This window comes from Hymenobacter gummosus (assembly GCF_003970915.1).
GTDB classification, from domain to species: Bacteria; Bacteroidota; Bacteroidia; order Cytophagales; family Hymenobacteraceae; genus Solirubrum; species Solirubrum gummosum.
Map to the genome: position 1 here is coordinate 1 of NZ_RXOF01000012.1, position 26,532 is coordinate 26,532.

Here is a 26,532-nt window from a genome sequence, read left to right on the forward strand (position 1 = left end):
GCCACGGTCTGTTCCGTCATGGTCGGGGAAGGAGTGAAGCGTCAGATACTTCAAACCTACCCTGTTCCGGGCGGAACAGATTTCTTTTTGCCCCAGCTTTAGTACCCCGCAACTTGGGTTAGCTTGGATTTCTTCATCGGTGCGGGGTTCGAGAAAGGACCTTCGCTCTGCTCAGGATGACAGCCCTTTTATCGATGCTTCAGCGCTATTACGAGGTACGCAGCGCCAGTAGCTTGGTCCACAGCGGCGGACCGAACACCAGCAGGCCCACCACCCCGGCGGCCAGGGCCATCAGCAGCACGGCGCCGGCGGCTACGTCCTTGGCGCGGCCGGCCAGGGGGTGAAAGTCGGGGGAGACGAGGTTGACCAACGTTTCAATGGCCGTGTTCAGCAGCTCGGCCGTCCATACGGCCCCGATGGAAAGCGCCAGTAGGGCCCAGTCGTGGCGCGACACCTGCAGCCACAGCCCCAGCCCGATGACCACCACCGTAGCCAGGGCGTGAAAGCGCAGGTGCGGCTCCGTTTGCAGGGCTTCGCGGATGCCCTGGAAGGCGTAGCCGAAGGAGGCTACCTCGTGGCGCCAGCGGGTGCGGTGGCGGGGCGGCAGCTTATCCACGGGCGTCCTGGAACTGCTGGAAGACCGTCTGGCGCAGCTGCTCCCACTCGGGCCGCAGCACGCTGAAGTACACCGTGTCGCGGCGCCGGCCGCCCTGGGTGTAGCAGTGGCTGCGCAGGGTGCCTTCCTGCACCGCGCCCATGCGCCGCATGGCCTCCTGCGACTGGTAGTTGCGGGCGTCGGTTTTCAGCTCCACCCGCTCGCAGCCCAGCTCCCCGAAGGCGTATTGCAGCAGCAGGTGCTTGGCGGCGCGGTTCAGGCCGGTGCGCTGAAAGTCCTTGCCCAGCCAGGTCCAGCCGATTTCCAGGCGCCGCTCCGTGGGGGCAAAGGAGCCGTAGCTGGTGCAGCCGGCCAGCTGCCCGGTGGCTAAGTCGATGATGGCGAAGGGGTAGCGGCGGCCCTCGGTGCGGTCTTTCAGGGCCTGGCTGAGGTAGGCCGCCAGCCCGACGTTGTCCTGCGGGGCGGGGCTGAGGGTGTAGCGCCAGATATCCGCGTCGAAGGCAATCAGCTTCAGGGCCTCAAAATCCGAGGCTTCGAGCGGGCGTAGCCGGGCGCGGTTGTTTTCGAGCGTTATCGGGCGGGTACAGTCCATGAGCGGGCGGGGAAAGTCAGCCGCAAAAATCAGATAATCCGGGCAAAGCGGCGCGGCGGCGCGCTAATTATCCGGCCGATTTGCTCAGCACTGAGCCGCGGCCCGGGCCTGTTGCAGGTACTCGTCGATGAGGTGGGTGTGCGGGTCCAGGCCGTGCGCCTGCTCGAACAGGGCCAGCGCCCGGGCCGGCTCGCCCCGCTCCAGGTGGTAGATGCCCAGGTTGCGGTGGGCGTAGGCATTGGCTGGGTCGAGCTGAAAGGAGGCTTCGATATCGGCCAGGCCCCGGGCTTCGTGGCCCAGGCGCAGGTAGGCCAGGCCGCGGTTGTTGTAGGCGTAGGCAAACTGCGGGTCCTGAACCAGGGCCGCGTCGAAGTCGCGGATGGCGTCCTCGTAGCGGCCGAGCAGGTTCAGCACGTAGCCGCGGTTGTTGCGCGCCGTGTGGTTGGCCGGGTCCAGCTCCAGGGCCTGCGAAAGTGCCGGCAGCCCCTCTTCGTAGCGGCCGAGGTAGCAGCGCAGCAGGCCCGAGTTGCTCAAATCGTGGCTGTTGGGCTCGTAGGTGGCAAACAGGTGCTCGTCCAGCGCCAGGGCGCGCTCGTAGTTGCGGCCCGATAGGTGAGCGGCAATGGCCAGGCGCAGCGCGTCGGGCAGCGGGTGCAGGGTTTGCGTCAGGTGCTCGGCCTGCGCGGCAGCTTCCCCGAAGCGGCCCTGCTCGTAAGCGCTGAGCAGCCGTTGCCAGTCGCGGGCGAAGTAGCGCTGCCGCCAGAGCCGCCGCAGCTGCCAGCCGTCGTTGTACACGGTGCCGCCGGCCAGGTGCAGGCCGTAGGAGCCCGGAGTCAGGCTGCGCACCATCGACAGCGCCGCCCAGAACGCGGCTATTACCAGAAAGAAATTCGCCAGGCTGTGCAGCTCGCCGTCGAAGCCGACCAGGCACAGCGGCAGCAGCAGGGCGAAGGGCAGCAGCGGCCCGGCCAGCAGTACTAGGCCTTGGCGTAGCAGGGCGTTTTCCGTGGCCTGGTAGCGGCAGAAACCGCCGCGGAAGTAGCCGAGCGGGTGGATTCCCAGCGTGCAGCGCAGCCGCCCCAGGCGAAACCGCAGGGCGCGGGGCGTGTCGGGCGCGGCGGCCACAAACAGCTCTACCGGGCCGGCAAAGAGCAGCAGCGCCGCCAGGGCGTGGGCCAGCTCGTGCAGCAAGGTCACCACCGCAATGGCCACAAAAAAAGCCCCGCCTATCACCAGGAGCGCGGTCAATACAACGAAAGTTGTCATGGCGCGGCCGGGGTTAGGCGGGGCAGGGTAGGGGCGAAGCTTAGGCGGTGGTGCCTTCCTTCAGGCGCTCCGCGTTTTCGGCGATGCGCAGCTGCTCGATGAAGTCCTCGATGTTGCCGTCCATCACCGCGGGCAGGTTGTACACCGTGTAGCCGATGCGGTGGTCGGTGACGCGGCCCTGCGGGTAGTTGTAGGTGCGGATTTTGTCCGACCGGTCGCCGCCGCCAATCATGCTCTTGCGGGCGGCGCCTTCGGCCTCGTTTTTCTTGGCCAGCTCGATTTCGTAGATGCGCGAGCGGAGTACCTGCAGGGCCTTGTCGAAGTTCTTGAGCTGCGACTTCTGGTCCTGGCACTGGGCCACGATGCCCGTCGGAATGTGCGTTAGGCGCACGGCCGAGTAAGTCGTGTTTACCGACTGCCCGCCGGGGCCCGACGACATGAACAGGTCCTTGCGGATGTCGTTCATGTCCAGCTCCACGTCGAATTCCTCGGCTTCGGGCATCACCACCACCGAGGCCACGGAGGTGTGAATGCGGCCCTGCGTCTCGGTGGCCGGCACGCGCTGCACGCGGTGCACGCCCGATTCAAACTTCATCTTGCCGTACACGTCTTCGCCGCGCATGGCCAGAATGATTTCCTTGTAGCCGCCCGCCGTGCCTTCCATGGCGTCGACCAGCTCCATCTTCCAGCCCTGCTTTTCGGCGAAGCGCATGTACATGCGCTGCAGGTCGCCGGCAAACAGCGCGGCTTCGTCGCCGCCGGCCCCGGCCCGGATTTCGAGGATGATGTCCTTCGAGTCGTTCGGGTCTTTGGGGATGAGCAGGTCCTTGATGACGGCTTCGAGGCGCTCCTGCTCGGGCAGCAGCGTTTCCAGCTCGTCCTTGGCCATCTGGCGGAAGTCCTCGTCTTTCTCGGTGGCAATGACCTCGCGGGCGCCCTCGATGTTGGAGAGGATGTTCTGGTAAGCTTTATACTCGACCACAATCTTGTTGAGGTCCTTGTATTCTTTGTTGAGGGCCTTGTAGCGCTTCATGTCGCTGATTACCTCGGGGTCCAGCAGCTGCTGGCCCACGTCATTGAAGCGCTGGTTGATAGCCTCTAATTTGTCGAGCATCGGTCGTTGGGGTCCGAATTTGGGCGGTACTTTTGCAAAGGTACAAAACCCGCCGGGGCCACAGCAGGTTCCGCGCGCGTTGGCCGAACACTATATGCGCCGTAGCCTATCGTTGCTGGCCCTGCTGCCGTTGCTGGCCGCCTGCCGCCCCGAAGACGTCGACCACCTCGAAAACACCAAGGAGCTGGCCCGCGAAGCCGAAAACTTCCAACCCAAGCGCATCAAGCCCGCCCAGCTGCTGCAGGCCGCGCGCTGGGCTGCCGACTCGCTCGTGCACACCGCCGACCCCGGCTGGCGCGCCCAGCTCAACGAGCGGCTGGCCGCCGGGGGCGTGGCCGCCGCCCACCCCTTCTGCCAGCCCGAAAAGCTGCCCGCCGTGGTGAAGCTGGCCCGCGAGCTGGAAGCCACGCCCCGACGCGAGCTGATTTCGCCCCCGCGCTTCGCCACCGAAGCCGACTCGGTGCAAGCCACCCGCCCCGGCCAGGAGGTGTTCGTGGTGCAGCAGCCGCTGGTGCTGCTGCCCGACGGCCCCTGCCAGCGCTGCCACGGCCAGGTGGGCACCGAGGTGCAGCCCGAGGATGCCAAGCTGCTGGCCGCCAGCTACCCCGGCAAGCAGCTCACCGGCTACCAGCCGGGCCAGCTCATCGGCCGCTGGACGGTGCAGCTGACGCGCCGGGGCGTGGCCGAGTTCTACACCCAGAAAACGCGCAAGATTCCGAAGCGGCGCAAGCTGTGGTAGATTGAGCGGGCCGTTCGTTTCCCTACCAGGAGTTGGCATTATGCTGTTTCGTTTGCCTCTTGGCGCCACGGTGCTGCTCGGCCTGGCGGCTGCCTCCAGCCAGGCTCAGCAGGTCAATATCAATCAGCCGGCCGCCAAAGCCAGCCTCCGGGATTGTTACCAGAGCTTTGCCGGGGACAGCGTGGAGCTGTATTACAACGGTTATTATCAGCTCACGCCCAAGGCCTGCGCCACCATTCGCCGCAACACCCACCTGGACGCCACCGGTACCTTCAGCGGGCTGGTGTGCGACTACCAGCTGGCCGATGGCCGCCGGCTCAACCGCCAGTACTACCGCGGCGGCAAGCGCAACGGGCTTTATGAGGAGTATTACTCCGACGGGAAAGTGCTGGCGCGCGGGCAGTACCAGAACGGCCTGCCGACGGGTATCTGGCAGTATTGGTACCCCAGCGGCCAAGCCCGGCAAACCCTGATGTGGGGCGAAAACCTCAACTACCCATTCCGCATTCTGGCCTACTGGGAACCCAGCGGCCAGCAACTGTGCAAGGACGGGCAGGGCACTTGGCGCGAGGAACACAGCAACGGCTACATCCGCTTCGGCGGCCCGGTGGTCGATGGGCTGGCCCACGGTACATGGTCCAGCGTGGTTATCCGCACCGGCGCCCCGTTCAGCGAGGAGCGGTACGAGCAGGGACGCTTCATCGAGGGCTTCGACCTGAACAACAAGCGGCGCCGCTACCCCGGTCCGGCTGGCCTGCAGCCCACCGTACAACTGCCCACCGACGCGGCCGAGGCCTTCACCCTAAACCAGCCCTGCGAGGTGCTGCAGGCCCAGGCGGTCCGTAGCAACCACCGCGCCGTGCCGCCCCAGGCCCCCGGTGGCCTGAGGGACTACAACGACCGGCTACTGAAAATGCTGCGTAAGCAGGTGGAGGCCGAACAGGGCCTGGGCATGCGGGGCAACATTGTGCTGTTTGTCGACGTGGGTACCAGCGGGCAGCTTACCTTGGACGAAAGCAGCCGCGATATGCAGTACGCCCGCCCCATTCTGGATTTGCTCAACCGCCTGCCGCAGTGGAAGCCCGCCACCCTCGACGGGCAGCCGGTGCCCGGTCGCCTGACCGTGGAAATGGAAATCGGCCTGGGCATGGTTTCCTCGCGCGTGATGCCCTCGTTGAAAGACCCCGTGCCGCCGCTCAAGGCCGTGGGGAGGTAATAGGGACCAGGAGTCAGAATAGCATGACCCGAAGCGCGGGACCTGCTTCGGAGCCACTCTAGGGTTTCAACGGGCCCGCCAGCCTTATACCTGGCCGTAATACGGGGCCTGCTTTTCCTCTTGCGCTTATGAGTACTGTTCACTTCGAGGCTCCCCTGCTGCAGGATGCTGTCCGCCGGGTTTGGTGGCGGCAGACGTGGTTTCGTGCGCTGCTGTGCCTGGGTGGGCTGGGCCTGGTATTGGCAGTCTGGGGGCTGCTCGGTCCTACTGCTGCCACCTTGTTCGTTATCGGCTTGTGCTGGGCCGGCAGCCGGCTGCTGGCTGGTACCGGGCCGCAGGAAGCGGGGCAGCTGCTCCTGGGGCCGGAGCGCCTGAAAATTGTGGGACGGGCCGAACCGTGGGGGCGGAATCTGGGGCCGCACAGCCGCCTTACGCTGAAGTACGGGGGCTACCGCGGCCTGCACCGGGGGCGGGTGCGATTCGACGGCACCACCAACTACCTGCAACTCGACGCGGAACCGCCGCTGCGGTTCCTGCTGCGCGATGAACAGGCGCTTCAGCAGCTGCGGGCGGCGCTGCAGGGCTGGTACGAGCAGGGCGTACCGGTACGCGAGTATTGCTTCAACGACCGGACCTTTCTGCTCAACCCTGATATGAGCTACGAGGAAATTCAGGCGTTTAAGCTGCGCTACGGCGTGAGCCTCTACCAGTAAAGGCCAACCTTCGCCCCCGTTTTGCAGTTTGGGCAGGGTATGAACGACGTCACCTCTCCGCAAGCTCCCGTCCTCATCATCGGCGCCGGTATGGCCGGCCTGAGCTGCGCCTGCTACCTGCACCGGGCCGGCCGCCCCGTGCGCCTGCTCGACGCCGGCGACGCCGTGGGCGGCCGCGTGCGCACCGACATCACGCCCGACGGCTTCCGGCTCGACCGGGGCTTCCAGATCCTGCTCACCAGCTACCCCGAAGTGCAGCGCCTCATCGACTACGGGGCCCTGCAGCTGCGCAATTTCACTTCCGGGGCCGTGGTGCGCCTGCCCGATGGGCGGCAGACTACCCTGCGCAACCCGCTGCGGCAGCCGCTGCTAGGCCTCTCGGCGGCCACTTCGCCCATCGGTACCTGGGCCGATAAGCTGCGGCTGGTGAGCCTGGCCCAGCACGTACGGCAGCGCAGCAATGAAGAGCTGCTGGCCCGTGAGGCTACCGATACGCTCACCTTTCTGCGCCGCTACGGCTGGAGTGAGCAGATGATCGAGTCGTTTTTCCGGCCTTTCTTCGGCGGCATCTACCTCGACCGGGAGCTGACCACGGCCAGCAACTTCTTCGAGTTCGTGTTCAAGCAGTTCGTGGAGGGCGACGCCGCCCTGCCGGCCCGCGGCATTCAGGAAATACCCAAGCAGCTGGCCGCCCGCCTACCCGCCGATGCCTTGCAGCTGCACGCCCGCGTGGCCGCCATCGAAGGCACCACCGTGCGCCTCACCGACGGGCAGGAGCTGACCGGCAGCGCCGTAGTGCTGGCCACCGACGGCCCCGCCGCCCGCCAGCTGCTGCCCGCCCTGACGGCCCAGGAGCCTGCCGCTGCCCGCCGCACCACCTGCACCTATTTCGCCGCCGATGGCCGCTCCCCCGGCCGCGGCGACGGGCTGCTGCGCCTGAACGCCCTGCCCGGCTGCCTGGCCCACAACGTGGCCTTCCCCAGCGACGTGGCCCCCGAATACGCGCCGGTGGGCCAGACGCTGGTGTCCGTCAGCACCCACGGTGCGCACGGCCTCGCCGACGAGGAGCTGGCCCAGCGCCTGCGCCAGGAGCTGACGGGCTGGTTTGGGGCCGCCGCCAACCAGTGGCGGCGCCTGGGTACCTACCACATCGAGCACGCCCTGCCGGTGTACGAAGCCGGCCGCCCGCCCCGGCAGCCGTTGCAACTGGCCCCAGGCCTCTACCGCTGCGGCGACTGGGCCGCCTACCCCTCGCTGAACGCCGCCCTGGCCACGGGCCGCGAAGTAGCCGAAGCCTTGTTGCAGCAGTAGCCACTTAGGCCGTAAAACGCCCGGTCCGCTGCCCGCTCAACTTCGAGCAGGCAGCGGACCGGGCGTTTTCAGGTTTGGCCGTCGATACTACTCGTCGGTGGCGTCTTTGCGGGCCTGGCGGGCGGCTTTGGTGTTGGGTACGTGCTGCTGGCCGGTGCGGGAGCCGGCGCGCTTCTTGTCGTCGGTGGCGCGGCGCTGGGAGGGGGTGAGGTTGGTCCAGGCTTGCTGGGGCAGGTAGCGGGCGGTGCCGCCCTCGCGCTGGGCGGGCTGGCCGTCGGCAGTTTGCCAGTCCTGCTGGGTCCACTCGTGCAGGTGCTGCTGGGCGGGGCTGCGCTTGGCGAAGGTGTAGCCCCCGCCGGCCTGCCGGTACTGCTGGGCCAGCAGCTGCGCTTTGCGGGCACTCCACTCACCGGGCCGACCGCCCTGGTCACCGGCCATGATTTCTTCCTTGAGCTGCTCACGTAGCTCGGGCTGGGTGTAGATACGGGCAGCGGGCGTGGCCTCAGCGCGGCCAGCTGCGGAATGTTTCTTGTCCATGCGGCTAGGATGAAGATGGTTGAGGGGATTTGTTAACGCATTGTTAGATAATTGGTTGCGTAGCAAGCAAAGCTCGACTGGTTATTTTGCAATCCGTCCAAGCGGCTTGGCTGCGTCCTAATCAGCTCCCGAAACGCCCTCCAGCCGCCAAGCCCGGGCGGCTGGGTCTGGCGGTTGAACGGAGCCGCCGCGCGGGGGTAAAAACAAACCGGGGCCGGCGGCACCAGTCAGTGCCGCCGGCCCCGGCCGGCTGGGGGTATCGTTTATTCACCCCAGGGGTAGAGGTCGGGCGGCACGTGCTCGTCGGGGCTGGTGGGCAGCGGGTGCAGGGCCCGGGTCCGCTCGAAGTGCAGGAAGGCGTCGTAGCGTTCGGGCACGATGGTGGGCACGTAGTTGCCGTACTTCTCGCGCTCCGGCCGGTACACCACCCCGATGGCCCGGTGGTTGATGTGGTCCTGCAGGGCCGGCAGCGGCTTCAGGTCCGAGGACAGCAGCAAGGCGTTCCGGCCGATATCGGTGTGCAGCAGGCCGCCCCAGGAGCTGGGCCGGGCCTCGGGTACGGTCATGGTTTCCAGCGGGGCGCCCCAGCTGCGGGCCGCCACCACGGAGCCCTGGTAGCAGCCGAAGCCCACGATGTACACGTTTTGGCGGCCGAGCTGCTGCCGGGCCAGCTGGCCCAGGTTCACCATGCCGTCGGCCACCATGTCGGTGTAGCGGGCGTCGCCCACGTGGGTGTTGTGGGCCCACACGATGGCCTTACTTTCGGGGCCGTGCAGCTGCAGCAGGCGGGTGAGGGTGTCCATCATGTGATGGTCGCGCACGTTCCACGACGAGCCGCCGCCGCGCAGCATGGCCTTGTAGTACCGCTCGGCATTCACGGCCACCAGCGCGTTCTGCTCGGTGGCAAAGTCGATTTCCGTCTGCAGTCCGTCGGGCACGATGGGGCCGGTCTGGCGCTGAATGGCCCGCAGCATGGTCAGCACCTCGTCTTCGCAGTCTTCGCTCACGAAGGCCACGGCCTGGGCGTACTCCTGCGGGTCGGCGCTGTAGGGCTCGAAGCAGTGGTAGGCGCGGCGGGCGGCCTGAGCGGCTTCCTCGCTTTTCTGGCCGGCGTACTGCATAATCTGCTCCAGCGACTCCCAGAGCGAGTACACGTCGAGGCCGTAGAAGCCGATTTTTTGGTGCATGGGCCGGGGGGCGTTGCGCTGCCAGAGCCAGTCGACCAGCGCGGCCACTTCCCAGTTGCCCCACATCCAGGTGGGCCAGCGGTTGAAGCGGCGCAGCAGCTGGGCGGCGGCCTGCCCGTCGTGGGGCTGTTTCAGGGCCAGGTTCACCTCGAAGCAGTCGGGCCAGTCGCCCTCCACGGCCACGAAGTTGAAGCCCTTTTCCTCGACCAGGCGCTTGGTCAGGGCGGCGCGCCAGGTATAGTATTCGTGGGTGCCGTGCGAAGCTTCGCCCAGCAGTACCACCCGCGCATCGCCAATCTGGGCCAGCAGCGGGTCCAGATCGGCGGCGGATTGCAGCGGATGGTGTGGTAAGGATGCGGTCATAGACAATAGGCGGCAATAGGTGAAAAAAATAACCCAGCGCCGCCTCCGGCTGCCTTCTTTCTGGGCAGGAAAGAAGCAAATCCGGTGGCGGCGCTGGGTTTGGGTAAAGCGGAGCGGAAAGCCCCTACTTGTGGGCCTTGTCGAGGTTCTTGCCGAGGTCTTCCACCTTGCGCAAGAAGGTATCGATGTTGTCGTCGCCGTAGGTACCGAAGGCATTGGAGATGGTACCGCGGGTACCGTCGTGGGCTTCGATGGCGTAGAGGATGGACATGTCGTCGGGGTTGGATTCGCCCTCGAACCGGTAGAAATCGACGATGGTTACTTCTTCCGGGCCGTAGCTGACGTTGTTGGCGGAGCCCATCACGCACAGGCGGCCATCCTGCACGGCGAAATCGGCCGTGTAGCCGTCGGCCGTCAGCTTGCGTTCCACGTTGACCAGGGCGCGTTCTTCTTCTTTGTCTTGCATAATGCAGGTGCTTTGGAGTAGAGGAATTGAGAGAAGGAATACGGAACGACCCCAAACGAGCCGCCCCGCCCCGGCTATACGCAGCCGTGGGCGGGGCGGGTTATGTGGAGGGATTAAAATGTTTAATCGGCTAAGCCTCAGCGGGCCCGCTGCGCCTTTTCGATGCTGCGCTGCAGGGCGTCCACGTCGATGGCGCTGCAGGCCCCGCCGCAGCCCTTGGGGCAGGCCCCCTCGGATTTGGCAAAAAAGCTCTGCCACAGACGCCGGCCGATGTAAAAGGCCGCGCCGAGGAAAAGCGCCAGGATGATGAGCTGTTGGACGAGCATAACGAGCACAAAACTAAGCCGGAAAGAAAAAAGTTTAGCCCGCACGACCAGCCTACCCGTCATGCAGAGCGTAGCGAAGCATCTCGCGTGCTGACGTCAGATAGAAATTACTATCCAGCGAGATGCTTCGCTGCGCTCTGCATGACGTTCTGAGGTGACTGCCTCAGTGGTTAATCGGCACCTCAATCACCAGAAACTGGCTTTCCTGCGGGCACTCGATGCGCACTTCGGCGGTGTCCCAGAGGCCCAGCGCGTCGCGCTGCGGCACCACTTCCTCGCCGATGCGCACCTCGCCCTCGATGACGAACACGAACACGCACTTGTTGGTGGGGTTCAGGGTGTAGGTCAGCGCCTGGCCGGCCTCGAAGTAGCCCAGGCTGAGCCGGGCGTTCTGGTTGATCCAGCAGTGGGCCTGGCCTTCCTCGTTCGAGACGATGGTGGTGAGCTGGTTGCGCCGCTTCTCGCGCGGGAAGCTCCGACGCTGGTAGCGCGGGTTGATGTTCTGCAGCTTGGGCTCAATCCAGATTTGCAGGAAGTTCACCGGCTCGTCGCCCACGTTGTGCTCCTCGTGGCGCAGGCCCGAGCCGGCGCTCATAATCTGCACCCAGTCCTGCTCCACCACGTCCTTGTAGCCCAGGGAGTCGATGTGGTTCATCTTGCCCGCCAGCAGCACCGAAATGATTTCCATGTTCTGGTGCGGGTGAATGCCGAAGCCCCCGCCCGGCTGCACGAAGTCGTCGTTGAACACGCGCAGCAGCCCGAAGCCGGCCCGCACCGGGTTGGGGTAAGAGCTGAAGCTGAACGTGAAGTTGCTCTGCAGCCAGCCGATGTCTTTCAGGCCGCGCTCGGTTGCGGGGAAGCGTTGGGTGTGCATAGGGGAGAAGGAAGGGTGGTCGACGCGGAAAAGTAAACGCGTCATGTCTCGACAAGCTCGATATGACGTTCCTGGGGCCCGTGCTAGTCCGGCAGCTGGTTTTCAAATACAAACTCGCTCAACGGTTTGCGGGAGCGGGGCGCCAGCTCGCGGGTGCGGAAAGGCTCCTCCAGCTGCTCGGCTTCGCCCGCGTAGCCCAGGGCCAGGAAGGTGGCCGGCTCCAGCTCGGCGGGCAGGTGCAGGTCCTGCTGGGTTTTACTAAGGTCGAAGCCGCCCATCACGTGGCCGTGGATGCCCATGGTGCCGGCCTGCAGCAGCAGGTTGGCGGTGGCCATGCCGGTGTCGTGCAGGTAGTGGCGGTTGGGGGCCTGGTTGGCACTCATAAACTTGCGGGCCAGCACCACCACCAGCACGGCGGCGTTTTTGGCCCAGGGCTGGTTGCCGGGCAGCAGGCAGTTCCAGAGCCGCTCAAACGTTTCAGCTTGCTCGCGGTGGGCGTAGATAAACTGCCAGGGCTGCTCGTTCATGGCGCTAGGGGCCCAGGCCGCGGCTTCGAACAGGGTGCGCAGCGCCTCGTCGGCAATGGGCTGCGGGGTGAAGGCGCGCGGGCTCCAGCGGTGCTTGATGAAGTCGGCGACGGGGTACTGCGTCTGGGCGTGCTTGTGGGTTGGCATGAAAGGGAGAAGCAGAATGTCAGCCGCTCGGCGCGGGCTGACCGAAGAAACAAATGAAACGGGTGAAGCGGGGCCTCAGGCCAGCTGGCGCAGCAGGTCCAGCAGCTCGCGCTGGGTGCTTTGGGTGCGGTCCTTGGCGTACCAGGCGTGCACGCGCTCGGCGTACTCCTCGTGCGTGGCGCCCTGGGCCTTGAGCGTGAGCAGCAGCTCCTGGGCCGCCGCGGGCCGCGGGCCCCACTGGGCCACCTCGGTGAGCGTATCGGCGTGGAGCACGATGAGCTTCGGGATGGAGCGGCTGACGCCGCCGGTGAGGTAGCGGTCCATCAAATCCAGGTTGTCGTCGCGCAGCAGGTAGCGGGTGACGAGCCGGCCGGTGCTGGCCCGGGCAATAGCCTCCAGCACGGGCACTATCTGGGCCGCGTCGCCGCACCAGCCCTCGGTGAGCACCACCCACTCGTAGCGCCCTTGCAGGCGGGCCAGCTCGGCCGTCACTTCGGGCAGCAGCTGCACCGTCTTGTCGAGGCGCGACATGCGCTGCTCGTTCAGCTTGGCGTAGGCCGTCAGCGCCTCCGACTGGTTGGGGCCGGTAGTCAGGCCCTGGGCCAGCAGCTCGTCGATGAGCTGGCGGTAGGAGGCATAGGTGTAGGCGCCGGCGAGGCGTTCGGGGGCCAGCACGGGAGTGGCGGTGGGTTCAGCAGCCATGAGTAAAGCGGACGAGCCGGAAAAATTCAGCAAAAAACCCTCCCGGGCACGGAAGGGTTTCGGGCAATGGGTGAACTTCAGGTAAGCGCCCCTACGCCTGGCCGGCCAGCTCGCGGCAGTAGGTAATGAAGTCGGTGTTGATGGGCTCCAGGCCGTTTTCGCGCAGGGTAGTGGCCACCTGGGCGCGGTGGTAGCCCGCGTGCACGCAGGCGTGGGTCAGGATGTCCGACACCTGGCTGTCGTAGCTGTTGCCCTGGGAGTTGGCGTAGCTGATCATGCGCGTCATTTCGGCGTCGTCGGCGTCGCGGATGTACTGGTGCAGGGAAGGGGAGGTCTGCTGGTGCAGCTTGTGCAGGCCGGCCAAATCGTGCTCCTGCCACACTTTCACCGGGCTCTGGGTGCCGGTAAGACGGGCCAGCCAGATGGCCTGGGCGTTGAGCACGTGCGAAAACAGGCGCAGGGCCCGGGCCGGCAGTTCGGCCCCCGAAGCCACAATGCCGTCGAGGTGGGTGAGCAGCTTGGCGTTGGCCCACACGTTGTAGGCACCGAGCTTTTCGATGGTGTTGATCATATGTGATTTAGTGATTTAGTGACTCGGTGATTTAGCCCATTAGCGAGTGACGGAACAACACTTCACTAAGTCACTAAATCACCAACTCACCGTCAGCGCGGGTCTTGCCAAACCAGTTTTTCGGCGGTTCGGTTTTTTTCGAAGTCGCGGCACTTCCCGTCGCCGCGGCCGGTGATGCCGCCGTCGGGGGCGCAGAGGACGTTGCCCTTCTCGTCGTAAAGGGTGGTAAACTGGTCGCAGCAGGGGGCCGTTTCGTAGTACACCGTCTGGCCCTGGTACTGGTAGCTCACGATGCGAATGGGCGGGTTTTCCTTTTCCTTGGCCAGGTGCGCCTGAATTTTGTCGTCCAGCCACTTGGGCCGGTTGCGCTGGTCGAAGGGCATGTTCTTGGCGCCGTCCGCCGGGGCCGCCGAGTTGAGCGAGGTCGTGGTGGGGGCCGGCGTGGAGGGGTTGGCCGTGGCCCGCGGCTCCGAGTGGTCGGTGGGCGTGGTCAGGTCGACGTGGCGGGCGCAGGAGCCGGTGAGCAGCAGCCCGGCCAGGGCAAGAGCGGCAAAACAGCGCATAGGCGTTTCGGGGAAAGGCGGCAAATGTACAACGGCCCGGCGGATGCCGCCGACGCCGTACCTTAACGGCTCTTTCCCTACGTAAATCTGTCCGGTTATGGCTACTTCTCCCGATCCGTACCGCCACCTTAGCAAGTTCCTCTCCCTGGTGCTGCGCCACCAGCCCGCTGCCATTGGCATTCAGCTCGACGAAGCCGGCTGGACCGACGTAGCCGAGCTGCTGCGGCGCCTCAATGAGCACGGCCACCCCGCCGACCGCGCCCTGCTCGAAGCCGTGGTGGCCCAGAGCGACAAACAACGCTTCGCCCTCTCGCCCGATGGCCAGCGCATCCGCGCCAACCAGGGCCACTCGGTGCAGGTCGAATTAGGCTACACTCCCCAGACGCCGCCGGAGCAGCTTTACCACGGCACTGCCGCCCGCAATCTGCCGGCCATCCAGGCCGAGGGCCTGCAGCGCGGCAGCCGCCACCACGTGCACCTCTCGCCCGATACCGACACCGCCCACCGCGTGGGCCAGCGCCACGGCAGCCCGGTGGTCCTCACCGTCCTGGCCGGCGACATGGCCCGGGCAGGCCACCCGTTCTTCGTGTCCGACAATGGCGTGTGGCTGACCGAGAGCGTGCCGCCGCAGTTTCTGCTGCCGCCTCCTTAACAGCGCTGGCGCCGGTTTAGCCGTCGAAGACGGCGTAACCGGTGCCCAACATAAGGTAGGCTTTCAGCCTGCGTCCGGCGCCCGGCCGCGTCCGGCTGGCTGACCGAGCATCGTTCCACGCAGGTTGAAAACCTGCTTTATACTAGGCACCGGTTACGCCGTCTTCGACGGCTAAACCGGCGCCAGCTGCAGGTCGGACGGGACTTACCCGAAAAACGCAAACATCAGCACCAGCACCACGATAAAGACCAGGTACATCAGCCCGTCGGAGAGGATGTACTGCTGGTAGCGGCGGTAAAACTCGCGCAGGCGCTGCATGGTTGAGGGGGCGAAGTCCGAGCGGGCAAAGGTACGCCGGCCCGGCCCCCAAACGGCGCGTGCATAGCACGAACGTCCGTTTTTCTGCTTACTTTTGAAGATAACGCCGTCCTCACCCATGCTGAAACGTTGGATTCGTAAGCCCGCTCCCGACCCGGAACAGGTCCGGCACCTGTCGGAAGCCCTGCGCGTCAACGAATCCATTATCAGCCTGTTGTGCCAGCGCGGCATCAGCACCTACGCCGAAGCCAAGTCTTACTTCCGGCCCGACCTCGCTGAGCTGCCCGACCCCATGCTCATGCGCGACATGGACAAGGCCGTGCAGCGCCTCACCGACGCGCTGTTTCGGGAGGAGAAAGTGCTGGTGTACGGCGACTACGACGTGGACGGCACCACCTCGGTGGCCCTGGTGTACTCCTACCTGCGCACCCTGTTCGGCCCCGCCCGCATCGACTACTACATTCCCGACCGCTACCTCGAGGGCTACGGCGTTTCGACCATCGGCATCGACTGGGCGGCCGCCAACGGCTACAAGCTCATCGTGGCCCTGGACTGCGGGGTGAAGTCGGTTGATAAAATCAGCTACGCGGTGGAGAAGGGCGTGGACTTTATCGTCTGCGACCATCACCTGCCCGGCGACGAGCTGCCGCCCGCCGTGGCCGTGCTCGACCCCAAGCGCCCCGACTGTCCGTACCCCTACAAGGAGCTGTCGGGCTGCGGGGTGGGCTTCAAACTCATGCAGGCCCTGTGCCAGAGCCAGGGCTTCGACGAGCAGCCGCTGCTGGAGCTGATGGATTTGCTGGCCGTCAGCATCGCGGCCGACATCGTGCCCATCACCGGCGAAAACCGCCTGCTGATGTACCACGGCCTAAAACGGCTCAACGACCCGGCCATCGAGACGCGGCCGGGCCTGTACGCGCTGCGGCAGCTGGCCGGCCTGCGCGAGGGGCCGCTGAACGTGAGCAGCCTGGTGTTCGGCTTCGCGCCGCGCATCAACGCCGCCGGCCGCCTCGGCGACGCCAAACGCTCGGTGGCCATGCTGCTGAGCGAAACCGCCGAGCAGGCCCTGGCCACCGCCTCGGTGGTGGACCAGACCAACACCGAGCGGCGCGGCTTCGATACGCGCATCACCGAAGAGGCCCTGCAGATGATTGAGACGGACGAGCTGCTGCGCAACTCCCGCTCCACGGTACTCTTCAAGCAGGACTGGCACAAGGGCGTCATCGGCATCGTGGCTTCGCGCTGCCTCGACAAGTACTACCGCCCCACCGTCATCCTCACCGAATCCAACGGCAAGGCTACCGGCTCGGCCCGCTCGGTGGTGGGCTTCGACGTGCACCAGGCCATTCTGGAGTGCTCCGACCTGCTGGAGCAGTTCGGCGGGCACATGTACGCGGCCGGCCTGACGCTGCCGCTGGAAAACGTGCCCGAGTTTCGCCGCCGCTTCGAAGCCGTGGTGTCTTCGCGCCTCACCGACGAGCAGATGATTCCGCCCGTCGACATCGACCTGCCGCTGCGCCTGCGCGACATTACCTGGGGCTTCTACAACCTGCTGCACCAGATGGAGCCCTTCGGACCCGGCAACAGCAGCCCGGTGTTTGAGTCGCAGCAGGTGTACGCGGTGCCCGGCTCGGCCAAAATCGTGGGCAACTCCCACCTCAAGCTCACGCTGATGCAGGAGGATTCCAGCCCCATCGAGGCCATTGGCTTCGGGCTGGCCGAGCACTTTGTGCGCATCAGCAAGGGGCAGCCGTTCAGCGTGTGCTACAACCTGGACGTGAACGAGTGGCGCGGGCAGAAGAGCCTGCAGCTGCGGCTGAAGGACATCGGCTGGGAGGAGTAGAAACGCAGATACGCGTCTCATGCGTTAGATGCGCCGGCTTTCAATTACCGTTATGCTGGCTTTACTGCTCTTTAGTGTCGGTTACCTGTTCAAAGGCTTGATTGCCTACTGTCTGGAAGCCGCACTGGCCGTTGCCGGGCTGGTGGTGCTGATGGAGTTTTGGCGCGGCCGACGGCACTCAGCTACGCCGGGCGCACCAAGTAAATCCAGCGGGTGCACGATGATGCTCGTCTTTGTCGTCGGGCTCCTGCTCCTGATCTGGCTGCTGTTCATGTGGCAGGCAGCCACGCTAAGCCCGGCCCCGTAGCGCATCCAGGCTCCAGGGGCCGGCGCCGGCGGCCACGTAGTACAGGAACACGAAGCAGTAGAGCACGGCTGGTTCGCCGCCGTTCTGAATAGGCAGCGCGCCCTGCCCGGCGTGGGCCATGAAATAGGCTACGGCCATGGTGCCGGACAGCAGAAAGGCCACCGGGCGCGTAAACAAGCCCAGCAGAAACAGCAGGCCGCCCCCGAACTCCAGCACGCCGGCCAGGCCCATCAGCGACATCAGCTCGGCCGGACCGTGGTCGGAAGGCGGAAAGCCGAACAGCTTCTGCGTGCCGTGCCACAAGAACAGGAAGCCCGTCACAATGCGCAGCACGCTCAGCAGCCGCGGCGCCCAGGCGGCCAGGGTGGGGTTGGAATGGGTAGTCATGCGGTAGGAGGGGAGTTGGTGGCTGCTCCCTGCTACGGCCCGACGGCGGGCCGCGTTGGGCGGCCGGGCAGCCCGCGAGTCGGCTTCTGCCGCGCCGAAAGGGTTTTATCGTCTCTGGCAGGTCGGCAGTGGGCCCAATTGAGCCGCCGCAGCTTGCGCCCGGTTTTAGCGTCAGTTGACGGCCAGCCTACTACCTTGCATCAGCTTCATTCCCTGCCTATGAAATCGACTGTATTCCTGGCAGGCCTCGGCCTGCTATCCGCCCTCACGGCCCCGGCCCAGACGGCCGCGCCCACCGACACCTACCGCATCAGCGTGGGCACCCAGGCCGCCGCCGGCTCCGACCAGCTGCGCATCGTGGTCAACACCCCGCCGGTGCGCGAAGACCAGGTAACTTACGTGATGCCCAGCGTGGTGCCCGGCTCGTACTCCAAGAAAGACTACGGCCGCTTCGTGCAGAACTTCGTGGCCTACGACGACAAGGGCAAGAAGCTCAAAGTCAAGCGCGAAGGGCAGAACCTGTTCATCATCGACAAGGCCAAAAAGCTCAGCCGCATCGAGTATTCGGTGGACGACACCTGGGACGCCAAGATGGACGACAGCTACATCTTCCAGCCCGGCGGCACCAACTTCGACACCGACGCGCGCCACCCCAACTTCGTGCTCAACCACTACGGCCTCTACGGCTACCTCGAAGGCTACAAGATGCTGCCCTACGAGGTGAAGGTGCAGCACCCCACGGAGCTGTACGCCGCTACCGGCCTGCCCGTCCGCCGCACCCCCACCGAGGATACCTTCACGGCCGACTCGTACGTGACCCTGGCCGACGGCCCCATCCTGTACGGCCGCCCCGACACGGTAAGCTTCGTGGCCGGCGGGGCGCGCATTGGCGTGGCGGTGGTATCGGAAACGGGCAAGGTGAAGGCCCGGCAGATTGCCGAAACCATGCGGCCCATGGCCGAGGCCCTGGGCAAGTTTTTCGGGCAGATGCCGGTGCCGCGCTACCAGTTTCTGATGTACTTCCCCGACTACCAGACCTCCAAAGTGGTGAACCGGGAGACGGGCGGCTTCGGGGCCATGGAGCACAGCTACTCCTCGCTGTACTTCCTGCCCGAGCGCGACGACGAGGCAGCCCTGAACGAGATGGTGCGCGAGGTGGCCTCGCACGAGTTTCTGCACATGCTGGCCCCGCTCAACATCCATTCCCGCGAAATCGGCGAGTTTGACTTCCGCGACCCGAAAATGTCGCAGCACCTGTGGCTGTACGAGGGCGTGACCGAGTACTTCGCCCACCTGGTGCAGGTGCAGGCCGGGCTGACCACCGAGGAGCAGTTCCGCAAGACCATGCAGGAGAAGATTCGCGACGCGGCGAAGTACCCGGCGGGCGTGTCGTTTACCGAAATGAGCCGGCGCATCCTCGAAAAGCCCTACGACGACATGTACGAGAACGTGTACAAGAAGGGTGCCCTCATCGGCCTGCTGCTCGACATCCGCATTCAGGAGCTGACCCAGGGCCAGAAAACCCTGCGCGACGTGATGCTGGCCCTGCGCCAGAAGTATGGCCCCACCCGCTCCTTCGAGGACGCGCAGCTGATTCCGGAGGTAGTGGCCCTCACGCACCCGCAGGTCAAGGAGTTTTTCGACCGGTACGTGGTGGGTACCGAGGCGCTGCCGCTGACTGAGTACCTGAGCAAAATCGGCTGGAACTACGCCGACCGCGCCCCGGGCAAAATCAAGGCTTTCGGGCAGCTGGGCTTCCGCTACGACGAGAAGAAGCAGGAGTTCCAGGCCGCCGACGTGAAGCCGCAGACCAACGCTTTCGGCCTGCAGAACGGCGACGCCATCGTGGCCGTGAACGGGCAGGCCGTGACCATGCAGACGGCCGAGCAACTGCTGCGCCCCCTGGTGGAGCCCTCCACCGACGGCGCGGTGCGCCTGACGGTGCGCCGCGGCGCGGCCACCACCGAGCTGCAGGGCGCCCCCAAGGAATTCGACGTGGAAATGCCCTTCTACCTGCAGCCCAGCCCCTCGGCCACGCCCGAGCAGCTGGCCCTGCGCCAGCGCCTGGTGGGCAAGCGGGGGTAAAAGACAAAGCGGCGCGCCCCGGCTAGGAGCGCGCCGCTTTATCTTAATTGCGAGGGGGCTAGAATCTGGTCGGTTGCGTGAGTATGTACTGTTCCCGGCCCCACTTCACGTAACCTTCGCTGGTGCAGTAGCCCAGCGGGGCCCGGCCGATGATGAAGTTTACGTTCGATGCCTTCACCAGCCGGTGCACGCGCACGTAAGTGGTTTGGTGATTGGTGCGGGTTTCCTCCAGTACTTTCTCGCCCTCGACGTAGCCCAGGTACCGCTCGCGCACCACGCCCGTAGCCAGCGTGCGGGTGACGTGCTTCCAGGCGCGCTTCCGCACTGACGGGCCCACCGTGGAGCCTTGTACGTAGTATCCGCGCACCACGCGGCGGCGCTTGCCCAGCCGATGCACGCGCACCGAGAATACCTTGGCGCGCTGTTCGATGCGCTGGTGGTAATCGTTGGCACGAGCCAGCACGGAGTCGCGGGCGGCCGCGGCCTGTGCGGGGTCGTTAACCAGCTGAGCCTGACTAAGCTGGGGCAGCAGGCAGAGGGACACCGCCACGGCGGCCGTTGAAAAAATACGTTGGAGGAGCATAAACGTGTTGGGCATGTAAAAGCGAAAAACGGCGTTAAACTACCCCACAGGCCCATTATTCGTGCCAAACCAGCCCCGTCCGGCGTCGAAGCCGAGAATGTTACCTTTGCCCACCCATGATTCTGCGCGCCGAACACCTCGTCAAGAAATACAAACAACGCACCGTCGTCAACGACATGAGCCTGCACGTGGAGCAGGGCGAAATCGTGGGCCTGCTCGGGCCCAACGGCGCGGGCAAGACCACCTCCTTTTACATGACGGTGGGTATGGTGAAGCCCAACGAGGGCCGCATCTTCCTTGACGACGAGGACATTACCTCCTTACCCATCTACCAGCGCGCCCGTCGCGGCATCGGCTACCTGGCCCAGGAAGCCTCTGTGTTCCGCGACCTGACGGTGGAGGAGAACATCCTGTCGGTGCTCGAAATGACCAAGCTGCCCAAACAGGCCCAGCGCGACAAGGTGGAGGAGCTGCTCTCGGAGTTCAGCCTGCACCACGTGCGCAAAAACCTCGGCCGGGTGCTGTCGGGCGGGGAGCGGCGCCGCACCGAAATTGCCCGCGCCCTGGCCGTCGACCCCAAGTTCGTGCTGCTCGATGAGCCCTTTGCCGGCGTCGACCCCATTGCCGTGGAGGAAATCCAGGGCATCGTGGCCAAGCTCAAGCACAAGAACATCGGCATCCTCATCACCGACCACAACGTGAACGAGACGCTCAGCATCGTCGACCGCGCCTACTTGCTCTTCGAGGGCAAGCTGCTCAAGGCCGGCACCGCCGAGGAGCTGGCCGCCGACGAGATGGTGCGCCGCGTGTACCTGGGCAAGCACTTCGAGCTGAAGCGCAAAATCTAAATCACGGATTGGTGCGGATTTGACGGATTTCGCGGATTTTGTGGACGATTGTCCTCCCAAAATCCGGGCCCTGATTTATCAGCAAACCAGCCCGCCCGGGCAGAACAGCAAGCCAAGACAACACTTCCCGAAGACGGGGCGCACCGAACAATCGTCCGCGAAATCCGTGTAATCCGTCAAATCCGCAAGAATCCGTGATTGTTGATACCCTGCTCACCTGGATGGTCAAGCCCCGCCTCGCCCGGCTGGAGCGCATCCGTACGGAGCCCCACGCCGTGCAGGCCGAGCTGCTGCAGGAGCTGCTGCGCAGTGCCCGCCACACCGACTGGGGCCGGCAGTACGGCTATGCCGATGCCTTTTCGGCCCGGGAGCTGGCCCAGCGCGTGCCCGTGAGCAGCTACGAGCAGCTGTATCCCTGGATCGAGCGGGTGCTGAACGGCGAAGAGGACGTGCTCTGGCCCGGCCGGGTGCACTGGTTTGCCAAGAGCAGCGGCACCACCAACGCCCGCAGCAAGTACATCCCCGTCACGGCCGCCGCGCTGGAAGACTGCCACTACCGCGCCGGCCGCGACATGGTGGCCGTGGCCCAGACGCTCTACCCCGACGCCGGCGTGCTGCGCGGCAAAACCCTGTCCTTGGGCGGCTCCCTGGCCCCCAACCATTTCCGCCCCGACGACGCCGCTTCCCGCATCGGCGACGTGTCGGCCATCATCATGCAAAACCTGCCGGCCTGGGCCGAGTCGCGCCGCACGCCCCCGCTCGACATTGCCCTGCTGGGCGAGTGGGAGGAAAAGCTGGAGCGCATGGCCCGGCACGTGCTCACCGAAAACGTGGTGTGCCTGGCCGGCGTGCCCACCTGGATGATTGTGCTGCTGCGGCGCGTGTCGGAGCTGGCCGGCGGCGCGCCCGTCACGGAAGTGTGGCCGCACCTGCGCCTGTTCATGCACGGGGCCGTGGCGTTTGGGCCGTACCGGGAGCTGTTTCGCCAGCTTATCCCCGACGAGCGGATGCGCTACCTCGAAATCTACAACGCCTCCGAGGGCTACCTGGCCTTCCAGGATCAGCCCGATTCGCAGGACCTGCTGCTGCTGCTCGACCACGGCGTGTACTACGAGTTCATCCCGACGGAGGAAGCTGGCCGGGAGCATCCGCGCACCCTTACCCTGGAGCAGGTCGAAATCGGGCCGAGCTACGCGCTGGTTATCAGCACCAACGCCGGCCTCTGGCGCTACCAGATTGGCGACACGGTGCGCTTTACTTCGCTGGCGCCCTACCGTATCCGCATTGCCGGCCGCACCAAGCACTTTCTCAACGCCTTCGGGGAAGAAGTGGTGGTAGAAAACGCCGAAGCCGCCGTGGCCGCCGCCGCCGCCGCTACCGGGGCCCTGGTGCGCGAATTCACCGCCGCGCCCATCTATTTCGGGGCGGGGGCCCAGTCGCGCGGGGGGCACCAGTGGCTGATTGAGTTTACCCAGCCGCCCCAGGACGAAGCCCGCTTCGGGCAAGTGCTCGACGAGACGCTGCGGCAGGTCAACTCCGACTACGACGCCAAGCGCTACCGCGACCTGGCCCTGCAGCCGCCGGTGCTGACGGTGGCCGCCCCCGGTACCTTTGAGCGGTGGCTGGCCCGACGCGGCAAGCTGGGCGGGCAGCATAAAGTGCCCCGGCTCAGCAACTCCCGCGAGCTGCTCGATGAACTGCTGGCTGAATAGCCGCTGACAGCTTTCTTAAACTAAATCCTTAGTTTAAGGCCTCAGTCATCTTGGTTTGAGGTATGCGAAGCCTAGTGCTGCTATTATTACTGTTCGCCGTGGGCTGCGCTGCCCCGCGCGGCCCCATCGGCTTCTGGTCGCGCAACCGGCTGCGGGCCGACGGCGCCCGGCAGGGCCCCTGGCGCACCTACTACGACTCGGCCGACACACGCCTGGCCACCCGCGGCCGCTACCGCCACGACCAACCCCTGGGCCACTGGCGCTACTACCGCTACGCCGGCAGCCTGGAGCGCGACGACCGGTACCGGCGCCGCGGCCGCATGCTGGTGCGGCGCTTTCACCCCAACGGCCGCCTCGCCGAACGGGGCCAGGCCCGGGTCGAAGCCGGGGCCGATACCGTGCATTACTACTGGTACGGCTTCTGGCAGCAGTACGACAGCACCGGGCAGCCGGCCGGTTGGGAGCTGTACGACCAGGGCTGGCGGGCGGCCCGGGGCGTCGGGGCGGTGCCCCGGCGGAGTGCCGGGGGACGGGCAAATTAGGCCTGAGCGAAAAATTCCAAGAAAATTATTGGACAAATCATGGTAAAATTTATATGTTAGTGTATCGTCCATACCAAGAACCCACCCGCCTTGTCCTCTCTCACCGTCTCTAAAGCCTCTGCCAAGCCGTATGTCTCGCGCCGGAAGCGGCACCGCCGCCGCCAGGCGCCCAAGCTGAAAGACTTGCTGAGCACCCGCTCGGTGCTGGGCCTGCTGGGCCTGCTGCTGCTTACCCTGCTCGTGAGCTTGGGTATCATCGTCTTCCAGGCCAGCCAGGAGTTCCGGCCCGCCGACAGCACCGCCACTGCCTCCGCCAACTAATTCGTAACTCCATCACACACCGAGGGCCCCGACCAGGGGCCCTCGGTGTGTGATGGACTGCGTTTCGGAGCGGTTTATTCGTCGAAGATGCGGCCGAGGCCACCCAGCACGCTGCCGCTTTCCTTCTGGGCGTTGCCGCCGTTGGGCATCAGGGCCTGGATGAGCTTCTTCACGGGCATCGACTGCAGCCACACGCGGCCGGTGCCGCGCAGGGTGGCCAGCAGCAGCCCCTCGCCGCCGAAAATCATGGACTTCAGGTTGCCGGCGCGGGCCACGCTAAAATCAATGCCGGGCTCGAAGGCCACCACGCAACCGGTGTCCACGCGCAGCACCTCGTTATTGAGCTGCCGCTCGATAACGGTACCGCCGGCGTGGATAAAGGCCTTGCCGTCGCCGGTGAGCTTCTGCAAAATGAACCCCTCGCCGCCGAAGAAACCCGAGCCCAGGCGCTGATTGAAGTGGATGGCAAGCTTGGTGCCGCGGGCAGCGGCCAGGAAGCCGTCCTTCTGCACAATGAGGCCCTGGGGCAGGGTGCGCAAATCCAGCGGCATGATGGTGCCGGGGTAGGGTGCCGAGAAGCCCACCTTGGCCTTGCCGTAGCTGCCGCCGTGGGTGAAGTGCGTCATAAACAGCGACTCGCCGGTGATGAGGCGGGAACCGGCCTGCAGCAGCTTACCGAAAAAGCCCTGGTCGGGCTCGGAGCCGTCGCCCATGCGGGTGTCCCAGGCAATGGCTTCTTCCATGTACACCATGGTGCCGGCTTCGGCAATAACGGATTCGCCGGGGTCCAGCTCAATTTCCAGGACCTGAATATCGTGGCCGAAAATGCGGTAATCGACGTCGTGGGAGTTCATTAAGGGAGGGAGGTTAGATGACGGTGGCAAGTATAGCGAAGTCGGTATAAAAATGCCGCCGGCCGGGCTTTTCGGCAGCGAAAAGCCCGGCCGGCGGCCAGGGGGTACAAGCAACTCTATTCTTCGTCGGAATCGGCGGCCGTCGGCTCCTCGTCGGCTTTCTTGGGCTTCTTGGCCTCGCGGGAGCTGCGGCGCATAAAGTCCTCATCCGACTCCTCGGGCTCTTCGGCCTGGCCATCTTCCACCGGGAAGTCCTCGTCGTCTTCGGCGGCGGTTTTTTCGCCGAACTGCCCGTCGCGGTTCACCAGCTTTTTGTCGCGCACGTGGCGGTTCAAAAACTCGTTGATCTGCTCGATGCTGTAGGTGGAGGTGATTTCGCCCAGCGGATTCACCTTGATTTCAAAGCCTTCCAGCTCTTTGTGGACCTTGGGCTTCTTCTCCGGGTCCTGCTGCTTTTTCTTGACGGGTTTCTTGGCCATGATGCGTCCTGGCTAAAGGGTGGGGCCGGAGCAGGCCTACGGGCTCGGAAAGCCCACCAACGCGCTGCACGGCTTCTTCACTACGCAAGCACTCGGGCTACGGATGCATCCGTTGCTGCCGGCCAGCCGCATCACGGGCCCCGATCAACCAAAACCGCCCGCCGGACTATCCGGCGGGCGGTTTATGCTGGAATCAGCAGGTAGGGGCAGCGCTTAGCCGGCGTGCGCGGCCAGGGCCGCCACGGCGGCCCGCAGGCGCTCGGCCGTTTCCTGCGGCCCCAGGATGCTCATGATGTGCATCAGATCGGGGCCGGCGCCGGCGCCCGTCACGGCTACGCGCAGGGCCTGCAGCACCTGCCCGAGCTTCATGCCCTGGCCTTCGACTACCTGCGTGAGCAGGGCCTTGATGCCGTCAGGCGTAGTGTCTTGGGCGGCGGGCAGCGCTTCGGCGAAGGCCGTGAGGGCCGTGGCCACCTGGGCGTTCCACTTCTTGCTGATGATCTGCTCGTCGTAGCTGGCGGGGCGGTGAAAGAACAGCTGGGCTTCGCGGGCGAGGTCGGCGGGGAAGGTGGCGCGCTCCTTCACCAGGCCGGCAATCTGCTCCAGCTGCCCGGCGGGCAAGTCGGTGCTGATGCCTTGCTGCTGCAGGGCGTCGCGCAGGTACTGGGCCAGCTCGCTGTCGGGCTTGGCGCGCAGGTACTGCTCGTTGTACCAGCGCACCTTGTTCTGGTCGAAGCGGGCGGGCGACTTGCTCACGCGCTCAATCGAGAAGGCGTCAATCAGCTCCTGCATCGAGAAGATTTCCTGCGTGGTGCCGGGGTTCCAGCCCAGGAAAGCCAGGAAGTTCACGAAGGCCTCGGGCAGGTAGCCCGATTCGCGGTAGCCGCTGCTGACGGTCGGCTCGCCGGTTTCGGCGTCCTTGCCGTGGAATTCCAGCGGAAACACCGGGAAGCCCAGCTTGTCGCCGTCGCGCTTGGAGAGCTTGCCGGTGCCGTCGGGCTTGAGCAGCAGGGGCAGGTGGGCAAACTGCGGCATGGTCGATTCCCAGCCCAGGTAGCGGTACAGCAGCACGTGCAGCGGGGCCGAGGGCAGCCACTCTTCCCCGCGAATCACGTGGGTAATTTCCATCAGGTGGTCGTCCACGATGTTGGCCAGGTGGTAGGTCGGCATGCCGTCCGACTTCATCAGCACCTTGTCGTCGATGCTGGACGAGTGCACCACCACCCAGCCGCGGATCAGGTCATTGAAGCGGATTTCCTCCTTGCGCGGCACCTTCAGGCGGATAACGTAGGGCGCGCCGCTTTCCAGCAGCTGCTTTACTTCCTCCTCGGGCAGGGTCAGCGAGTTGCGCATCTGGGCCCGGGTGATGCTGTTGTACTGCGGGCTGGCCACCTTGGCGGCCGTCAGGCGGGCGCGCATGGCGTCCAGCTCCTCGGGCGTATCGAAGGCGTAGTAGGCGTAGCCGTCCCGGATGAGCTGGTCGGCGTACTGGCGGTACATGGGCTTCCGCTCGCTCTGGCGGTAGGGCGCGTGCGGACCACCCTGCTCCACGCCCTCGTCAATCTCGATGCCGCACCAGCGCAGCGAGTCCATGATGTACTGCTCGGCGCCGGGCACGAAGCGGTTCTGGTCGGTGTCCTCGATGCGCAGCAGCATCTTGCCGCCCAGCTTGCGGGCCAGCAGGTAGTTATACAGCGCGGTGCGCACGCCGCCAATGTGCAGCGGACCGGTGGGACTGGGCGCAAAACGCACCCGAACTTCTCTTTCCATA

General features: G+C 65.4%; 30 protein-coding genes. 12 read left to right on the forward strand and 18 right to left on the reverse strand.

The genetic code is table 11. The features are described from left to right. Positions 1 to 208: 208 nt before the first annotated feature. The 4 genes from EJV47_RS18600 to prfA all read right to left on the reverse strand — a co-directional run bounded on the left by EJV47_RS18600 (position 209) and on the right by prfA (position 3,588). Positions 209 to 616 carry a diacylglycerol kinase family protein gene (locus EJV47_RS18600; RefSeq protein WP_207895929.1) on the reverse strand — a complete coding sequence of 136 codons (408 nt, stop codon included), beginning with the start codon at positions 614 to 616 and terminating at the stop codon, positions 209 to 211. Continuing rightward, entirely contained in the window at positions 609 to 1,208 is a 600-nt protein-coding gene (locus EJV47_RS18605; RefSeq protein WP_126694690.1) for a GNAT family N-acetyltransferase, read from the reverse strand. The genes EJV47_RS18600 and EJV47_RS18605 overlap by 8 nt, the downstream gene beginning before the upstream one ends. An 84-nt stretch (positions 1,209 to 1,292) precedes the next feature. Then, on the reverse strand, positions 1,293 to 2,474 hold the full coding sequence (locus tag EJV47_RS18610; RefSeq protein ID WP_126694691.1) for a tetratricopeptide repeat protein: 1,182 nt from the start codon (positions 2,472 to 2,474) through the stop codon (positions 1,293 to 1,295). 40 nt (positions 2,475 to 2,514) lie between these two features. Next, positions 2,515 to 3,588, reverse strand: a complete 1,074-nt coding sequence (prfA, locus tag EJV47_RS18615; RefSeq protein ID WP_126694692.1) for a peptide chain release factor 1 — start codon at positions 3,586 to 3,588, stop codon at positions 2,515 to 2,517. 94 nt (positions 3,589 to 3,682) lie between these two features. Between prfA and EJV47_RS18620 the strand changes: the two genes are divergently transcribed. The 4 genes from EJV47_RS18620 (at position 3,683) to EJV47_RS18635 (ending at position 7,567) form a co-directional block, all read left to right on the forward strand. After that, positions 3,683 to 4,327 (forward strand): c-type heme family protein, encoded by a 645-nt coding sequence (locus EJV47_RS18620; protein ID WP_165903827.1) that lies wholly within the window; start codon positions 3,683 to 3,685, stop codon positions 4,325 to 4,327. A 40-nt stretch (positions 4,328 to 4,367) separates the two neighbouring features. Continuing rightward, positions 4,368 to 5,543: a toxin-antitoxin system YwqK family antitoxin gene (locus EJV47_RS18625; protein ID WP_126694694.1), complete on the forward strand. Its 1,176-nt coding sequence runs from the start codon at positions 4,368 to 4,370 to the stop codon at positions 5,541 to 5,543. A gap of 128 nt (positions 5,544 to 5,671) precedes the next feature. Beyond that, a complete protein-coding gene (locus tag EJV47_RS18630) occupies positions 5,672 to 6,256 on the forward strand; it encodes a hypothetical protein (RefSeq protein WP_126694695.1) in 585 nt (194 codons plus the stop codon). A 39-nt stretch (positions 6,257 to 6,295) separates the two neighbouring features. Continuing rightward, positions 6,296 to 7,567, forward strand: a complete 1,272-nt coding sequence (locus EJV47_RS18635) for a protoporphyrinogen/coproporphyrinogen oxidase (protein WP_126694696.1) — start codon at positions 6,296 to 6,298, stop codon at positions 7,565 to 7,567. Positions 7,568 to 7,654: 87 nt separating this feature from the next. On the opposite strand, the gene EJV47_RS18640 is transcribed toward EJV47_RS18635, so the two are convergent. The 9 genes from EJV47_RS18640 to EJV47_RS28725 form a co-directional block, all read right to left on the reverse strand. Next, positions 7,655 to 8,104, reverse strand: a complete 450-nt coding sequence (locus EJV47_RS18640) for a hypothetical protein (RefSeq protein WP_126694697.1) — start codon at positions 8,102 to 8,104, stop codon at positions 7,655 to 7,657. 263 nt (positions 8,105 to 8,367) lie between these two features. Then, positions 8,368 to 9,654, reverse strand: a complete 1,287-nt coding sequence (locus EJV47_RS18645) for an erythromycin esterase family protein (RefSeq protein WP_126694698.1) — start codon at positions 9,652 to 9,654, stop codon at positions 8,368 to 8,370. Positions 9,655 to 9,778: 124 nt separating this feature from the next. Further along, entirely contained in the window at positions 9,779 to 10,120 is a 342-nt protein-coding gene (locus EJV47_RS18650) for a hypothetical protein (protein WP_126694699.1), read from the reverse strand. A 137-nt stretch (positions 10,121 to 10,257) separates the two neighbouring features. After that, positions 10,258 to 10,446: a FeoB-associated Cys-rich membrane protein gene (locus EJV47_RS18655; RefSeq protein ID WP_126694700.1), complete on the reverse strand. Its 189-nt coding sequence runs from the start codon at positions 10,444 to 10,446 to the stop codon at positions 10,258 to 10,260. Between the two features lie 163 nt (positions 10,447 to 10,609). Continuing rightward, complete coding sequence (locus tag EJV47_RS18660) at positions 10,610 to 11,320, reverse strand: pirin family protein (RefSeq protein WP_126694701.1); 711 nt, start codon at positions 11,318 to 11,320, stop codon at positions 10,610 to 10,612. An 83-nt stretch (positions 11,321 to 11,403) separates the two neighbouring features. Further along, on the reverse strand, positions 11,404 to 11,994 hold the full coding sequence (locus EJV47_RS18665; protein ID WP_126694702.1) for a nitroreductase family protein: 591 nt from the start codon (positions 11,992 to 11,994) through the stop codon (positions 11,404 to 11,406). Between the two features lie 75 nt (positions 11,995 to 12,069). Then, positions 12,070 to 12,696: a thioredoxin family protein gene (locus EJV47_RS18670; protein ID WP_126694703.1), complete on the reverse strand. Its 627-nt coding sequence runs from the start codon at positions 12,694 to 12,696 to the stop codon at positions 12,070 to 12,072. Positions 12,697 to 12,787: 91 nt separating this feature from the next. After that, entirely contained in the window at positions 12,788 to 13,267 is a 480-nt protein-coding gene (locus EJV47_RS18675; RefSeq protein ID WP_126694704.1) for a DinB family protein, read from the reverse strand. Positions 13,268 to 13,359: 92 nt separating this feature from the next. Continuing rightward, on the reverse strand, positions 13,360 to 13,830 hold the full coding sequence (locus tag EJV47_RS28725) for a DUF6970 domain-containing protein (RefSeq protein ID WP_243651224.1): 471 nt from the start codon (positions 13,828 to 13,830) through the stop codon (positions 13,360 to 13,362). A 97-nt stretch (positions 13,831 to 13,927) separates the two neighbouring features. On the opposite strand from EJV47_RS28725, the gene EJV47_RS18685 reads away from it, so the two are divergent. The 3 genes from EJV47_RS18685 (at position 13,928) to EJV47_RS18695 (ending at position 16,950) form a co-directional block, all read left to right on the forward strand. Beyond that, entirely contained in the window at positions 13,928 to 14,482 is a 555-nt protein-coding gene (locus tag EJV47_RS18685; protein ID WP_126694705.1) for an RNA 2'-phosphotransferase, read from the forward strand. 436 nt (positions 14,483 to 14,918) lie between these two features. Next, the gene (gene recJ / locus EJV47_RS18690; RefSeq protein ID WP_126694706.1) at positions 14,919 to 16,643 is read left to right on the forward strand and encodes a single-stranded-DNA-specific exonuclease RecJ; all 1,725 of its coding nucleotides are present in this window, start codon (positions 14,919 to 14,921) and stop codon (positions 16,641 to 16,643) included. 52 nt (positions 16,644 to 16,695) lie between these two features. After that, on the forward strand, positions 16,696 to 16,950 hold the full coding sequence (locus EJV47_RS18695; RefSeq protein WP_126694707.1) for a hypothetical protein: 255 nt from the start codon (positions 16,696 to 16,698) through the stop codon (positions 16,948 to 16,950). On the opposite strand, the gene EJV47_RS18700 is transcribed toward EJV47_RS18695, so the two are convergent. Beyond that, the gene (locus EJV47_RS18700; RefSeq protein ID WP_126694708.1) at positions 16,933 to 17,337 is read right to left on the reverse strand and encodes a DoxX family protein; all 405 of its coding nucleotides are present in this window, start codon (positions 17,335 to 17,337) and stop codon (positions 16,933 to 16,935) included. The two genes, EJV47_RS18695 and EJV47_RS18700, sit on opposite strands and share 18 nt — an antisense overlap. Positions 17,338 to 17,556: 219 nt before the next feature. Between EJV47_RS18700 and EJV47_RS18705 the strand changes: the two genes are divergently transcribed. After that, complete coding sequence (locus EJV47_RS18705; RefSeq protein ID WP_126694709.1) at positions 17,557 to 19,422, forward strand: M61 family metallopeptidase; 1,866 nt, start codon at positions 17,557 to 17,559, stop codon at positions 19,420 to 19,422. 58 nt (positions 19,423 to 19,480) lie between these two features. Here the strand turns inward: EJV47_RS18705 and EJV47_RS18710 are convergent, their stop codons facing one another. Continuing rightward, positions 19,481 to 20,005, reverse strand: coding sequence for a hypothetical protein (locus EJV47_RS18710; protein ID WP_126694710.1), 525 nt, complete (start codon positions 20,003 to 20,005; stop codon positions 19,481 to 19,483). Positions 20,006 to 20,121: 116 nt separating this feature from the next. Here EJV47_RS18710 and lptB point away from each other — a divergent pair, with 116 nt between their 5' ends. The 4 genes from lptB (at position 20,122) to EJV47_RS18730 (ending at position 23,428) form a co-directional block, all read left to right on the forward strand. Beyond that, positions 20,122 to 20,853 (forward strand): LPS export ABC transporter ATP-binding protein, encoded by a 732-nt coding sequence (lptB, locus tag EJV47_RS18715; RefSeq protein WP_126694711.1) that lies wholly within the window; start codon positions 20,122 to 20,124, stop codon positions 20,851 to 20,853. Between the two features lie 221 nt (positions 20,854 to 21,074). Further along, positions 21,075 to 22,565, forward strand: a complete 1,491-nt coding sequence (locus EJV47_RS18720) for a GH3 auxin-responsive promoter family protein (protein ID WP_126694857.1) — start codon at positions 21,075 to 21,077, stop codon at positions 22,563 to 22,565. A 74-nt stretch (positions 22,566 to 22,639) separates the two neighbouring features. Beyond that, entirely contained in the window at positions 22,640 to 23,107 is a 468-nt protein-coding gene (locus tag EJV47_RS18725; RefSeq protein WP_126694712.1) for a toxin-antitoxin system YwqK family antitoxin, read from the forward strand. A gap of 90 nt (positions 23,108 to 23,197) precedes the next feature. Continuing rightward, complete coding sequence (locus tag EJV47_RS18730; protein ID WP_126694713.1) at positions 23,198 to 23,428, forward strand: hypothetical protein; 231 nt, start codon at positions 23,198 to 23,200, stop codon at positions 23,426 to 23,428. A gap of 74 nt (positions 23,429 to 23,502) precedes the next feature. Here the strand turns inward: EJV47_RS18730 and EJV47_RS18735 are convergent, their stop codons facing one another. From EJV47_RS18735 to gltX, 3 genes are all read right to left on the reverse strand, one after another. Then, positions 23,503 to 24,282, reverse strand: a complete 780-nt coding sequence (locus EJV47_RS18735) for a TIGR00266 family protein (protein WP_126694714.1) — start codon at positions 24,280 to 24,282, stop codon at positions 23,503 to 23,505. 116 nt (positions 24,283 to 24,398) lie between these two features. After that, complete coding sequence (locus EJV47_RS28470) at positions 24,399 to 24,761, reverse strand: hypothetical protein (protein WP_207895930.1); 363 nt, start codon at positions 24,759 to 24,761, stop codon at positions 24,399 to 24,401. A gap of 213 nt (positions 24,762 to 24,974) precedes the next feature. Then, positions 24,975 to 26,531: a glutamate--tRNA ligase gene (gene gltX, locus EJV47_RS18745; RefSeq protein WP_126694715.1), complete on the reverse strand. Its 1,557-nt coding sequence runs from the start codon at positions 26,529 to 26,531 to the stop codon at positions 24,975 to 24,977. Between the last annotated feature and the right edge of the window lies 1 nt (position 26,532).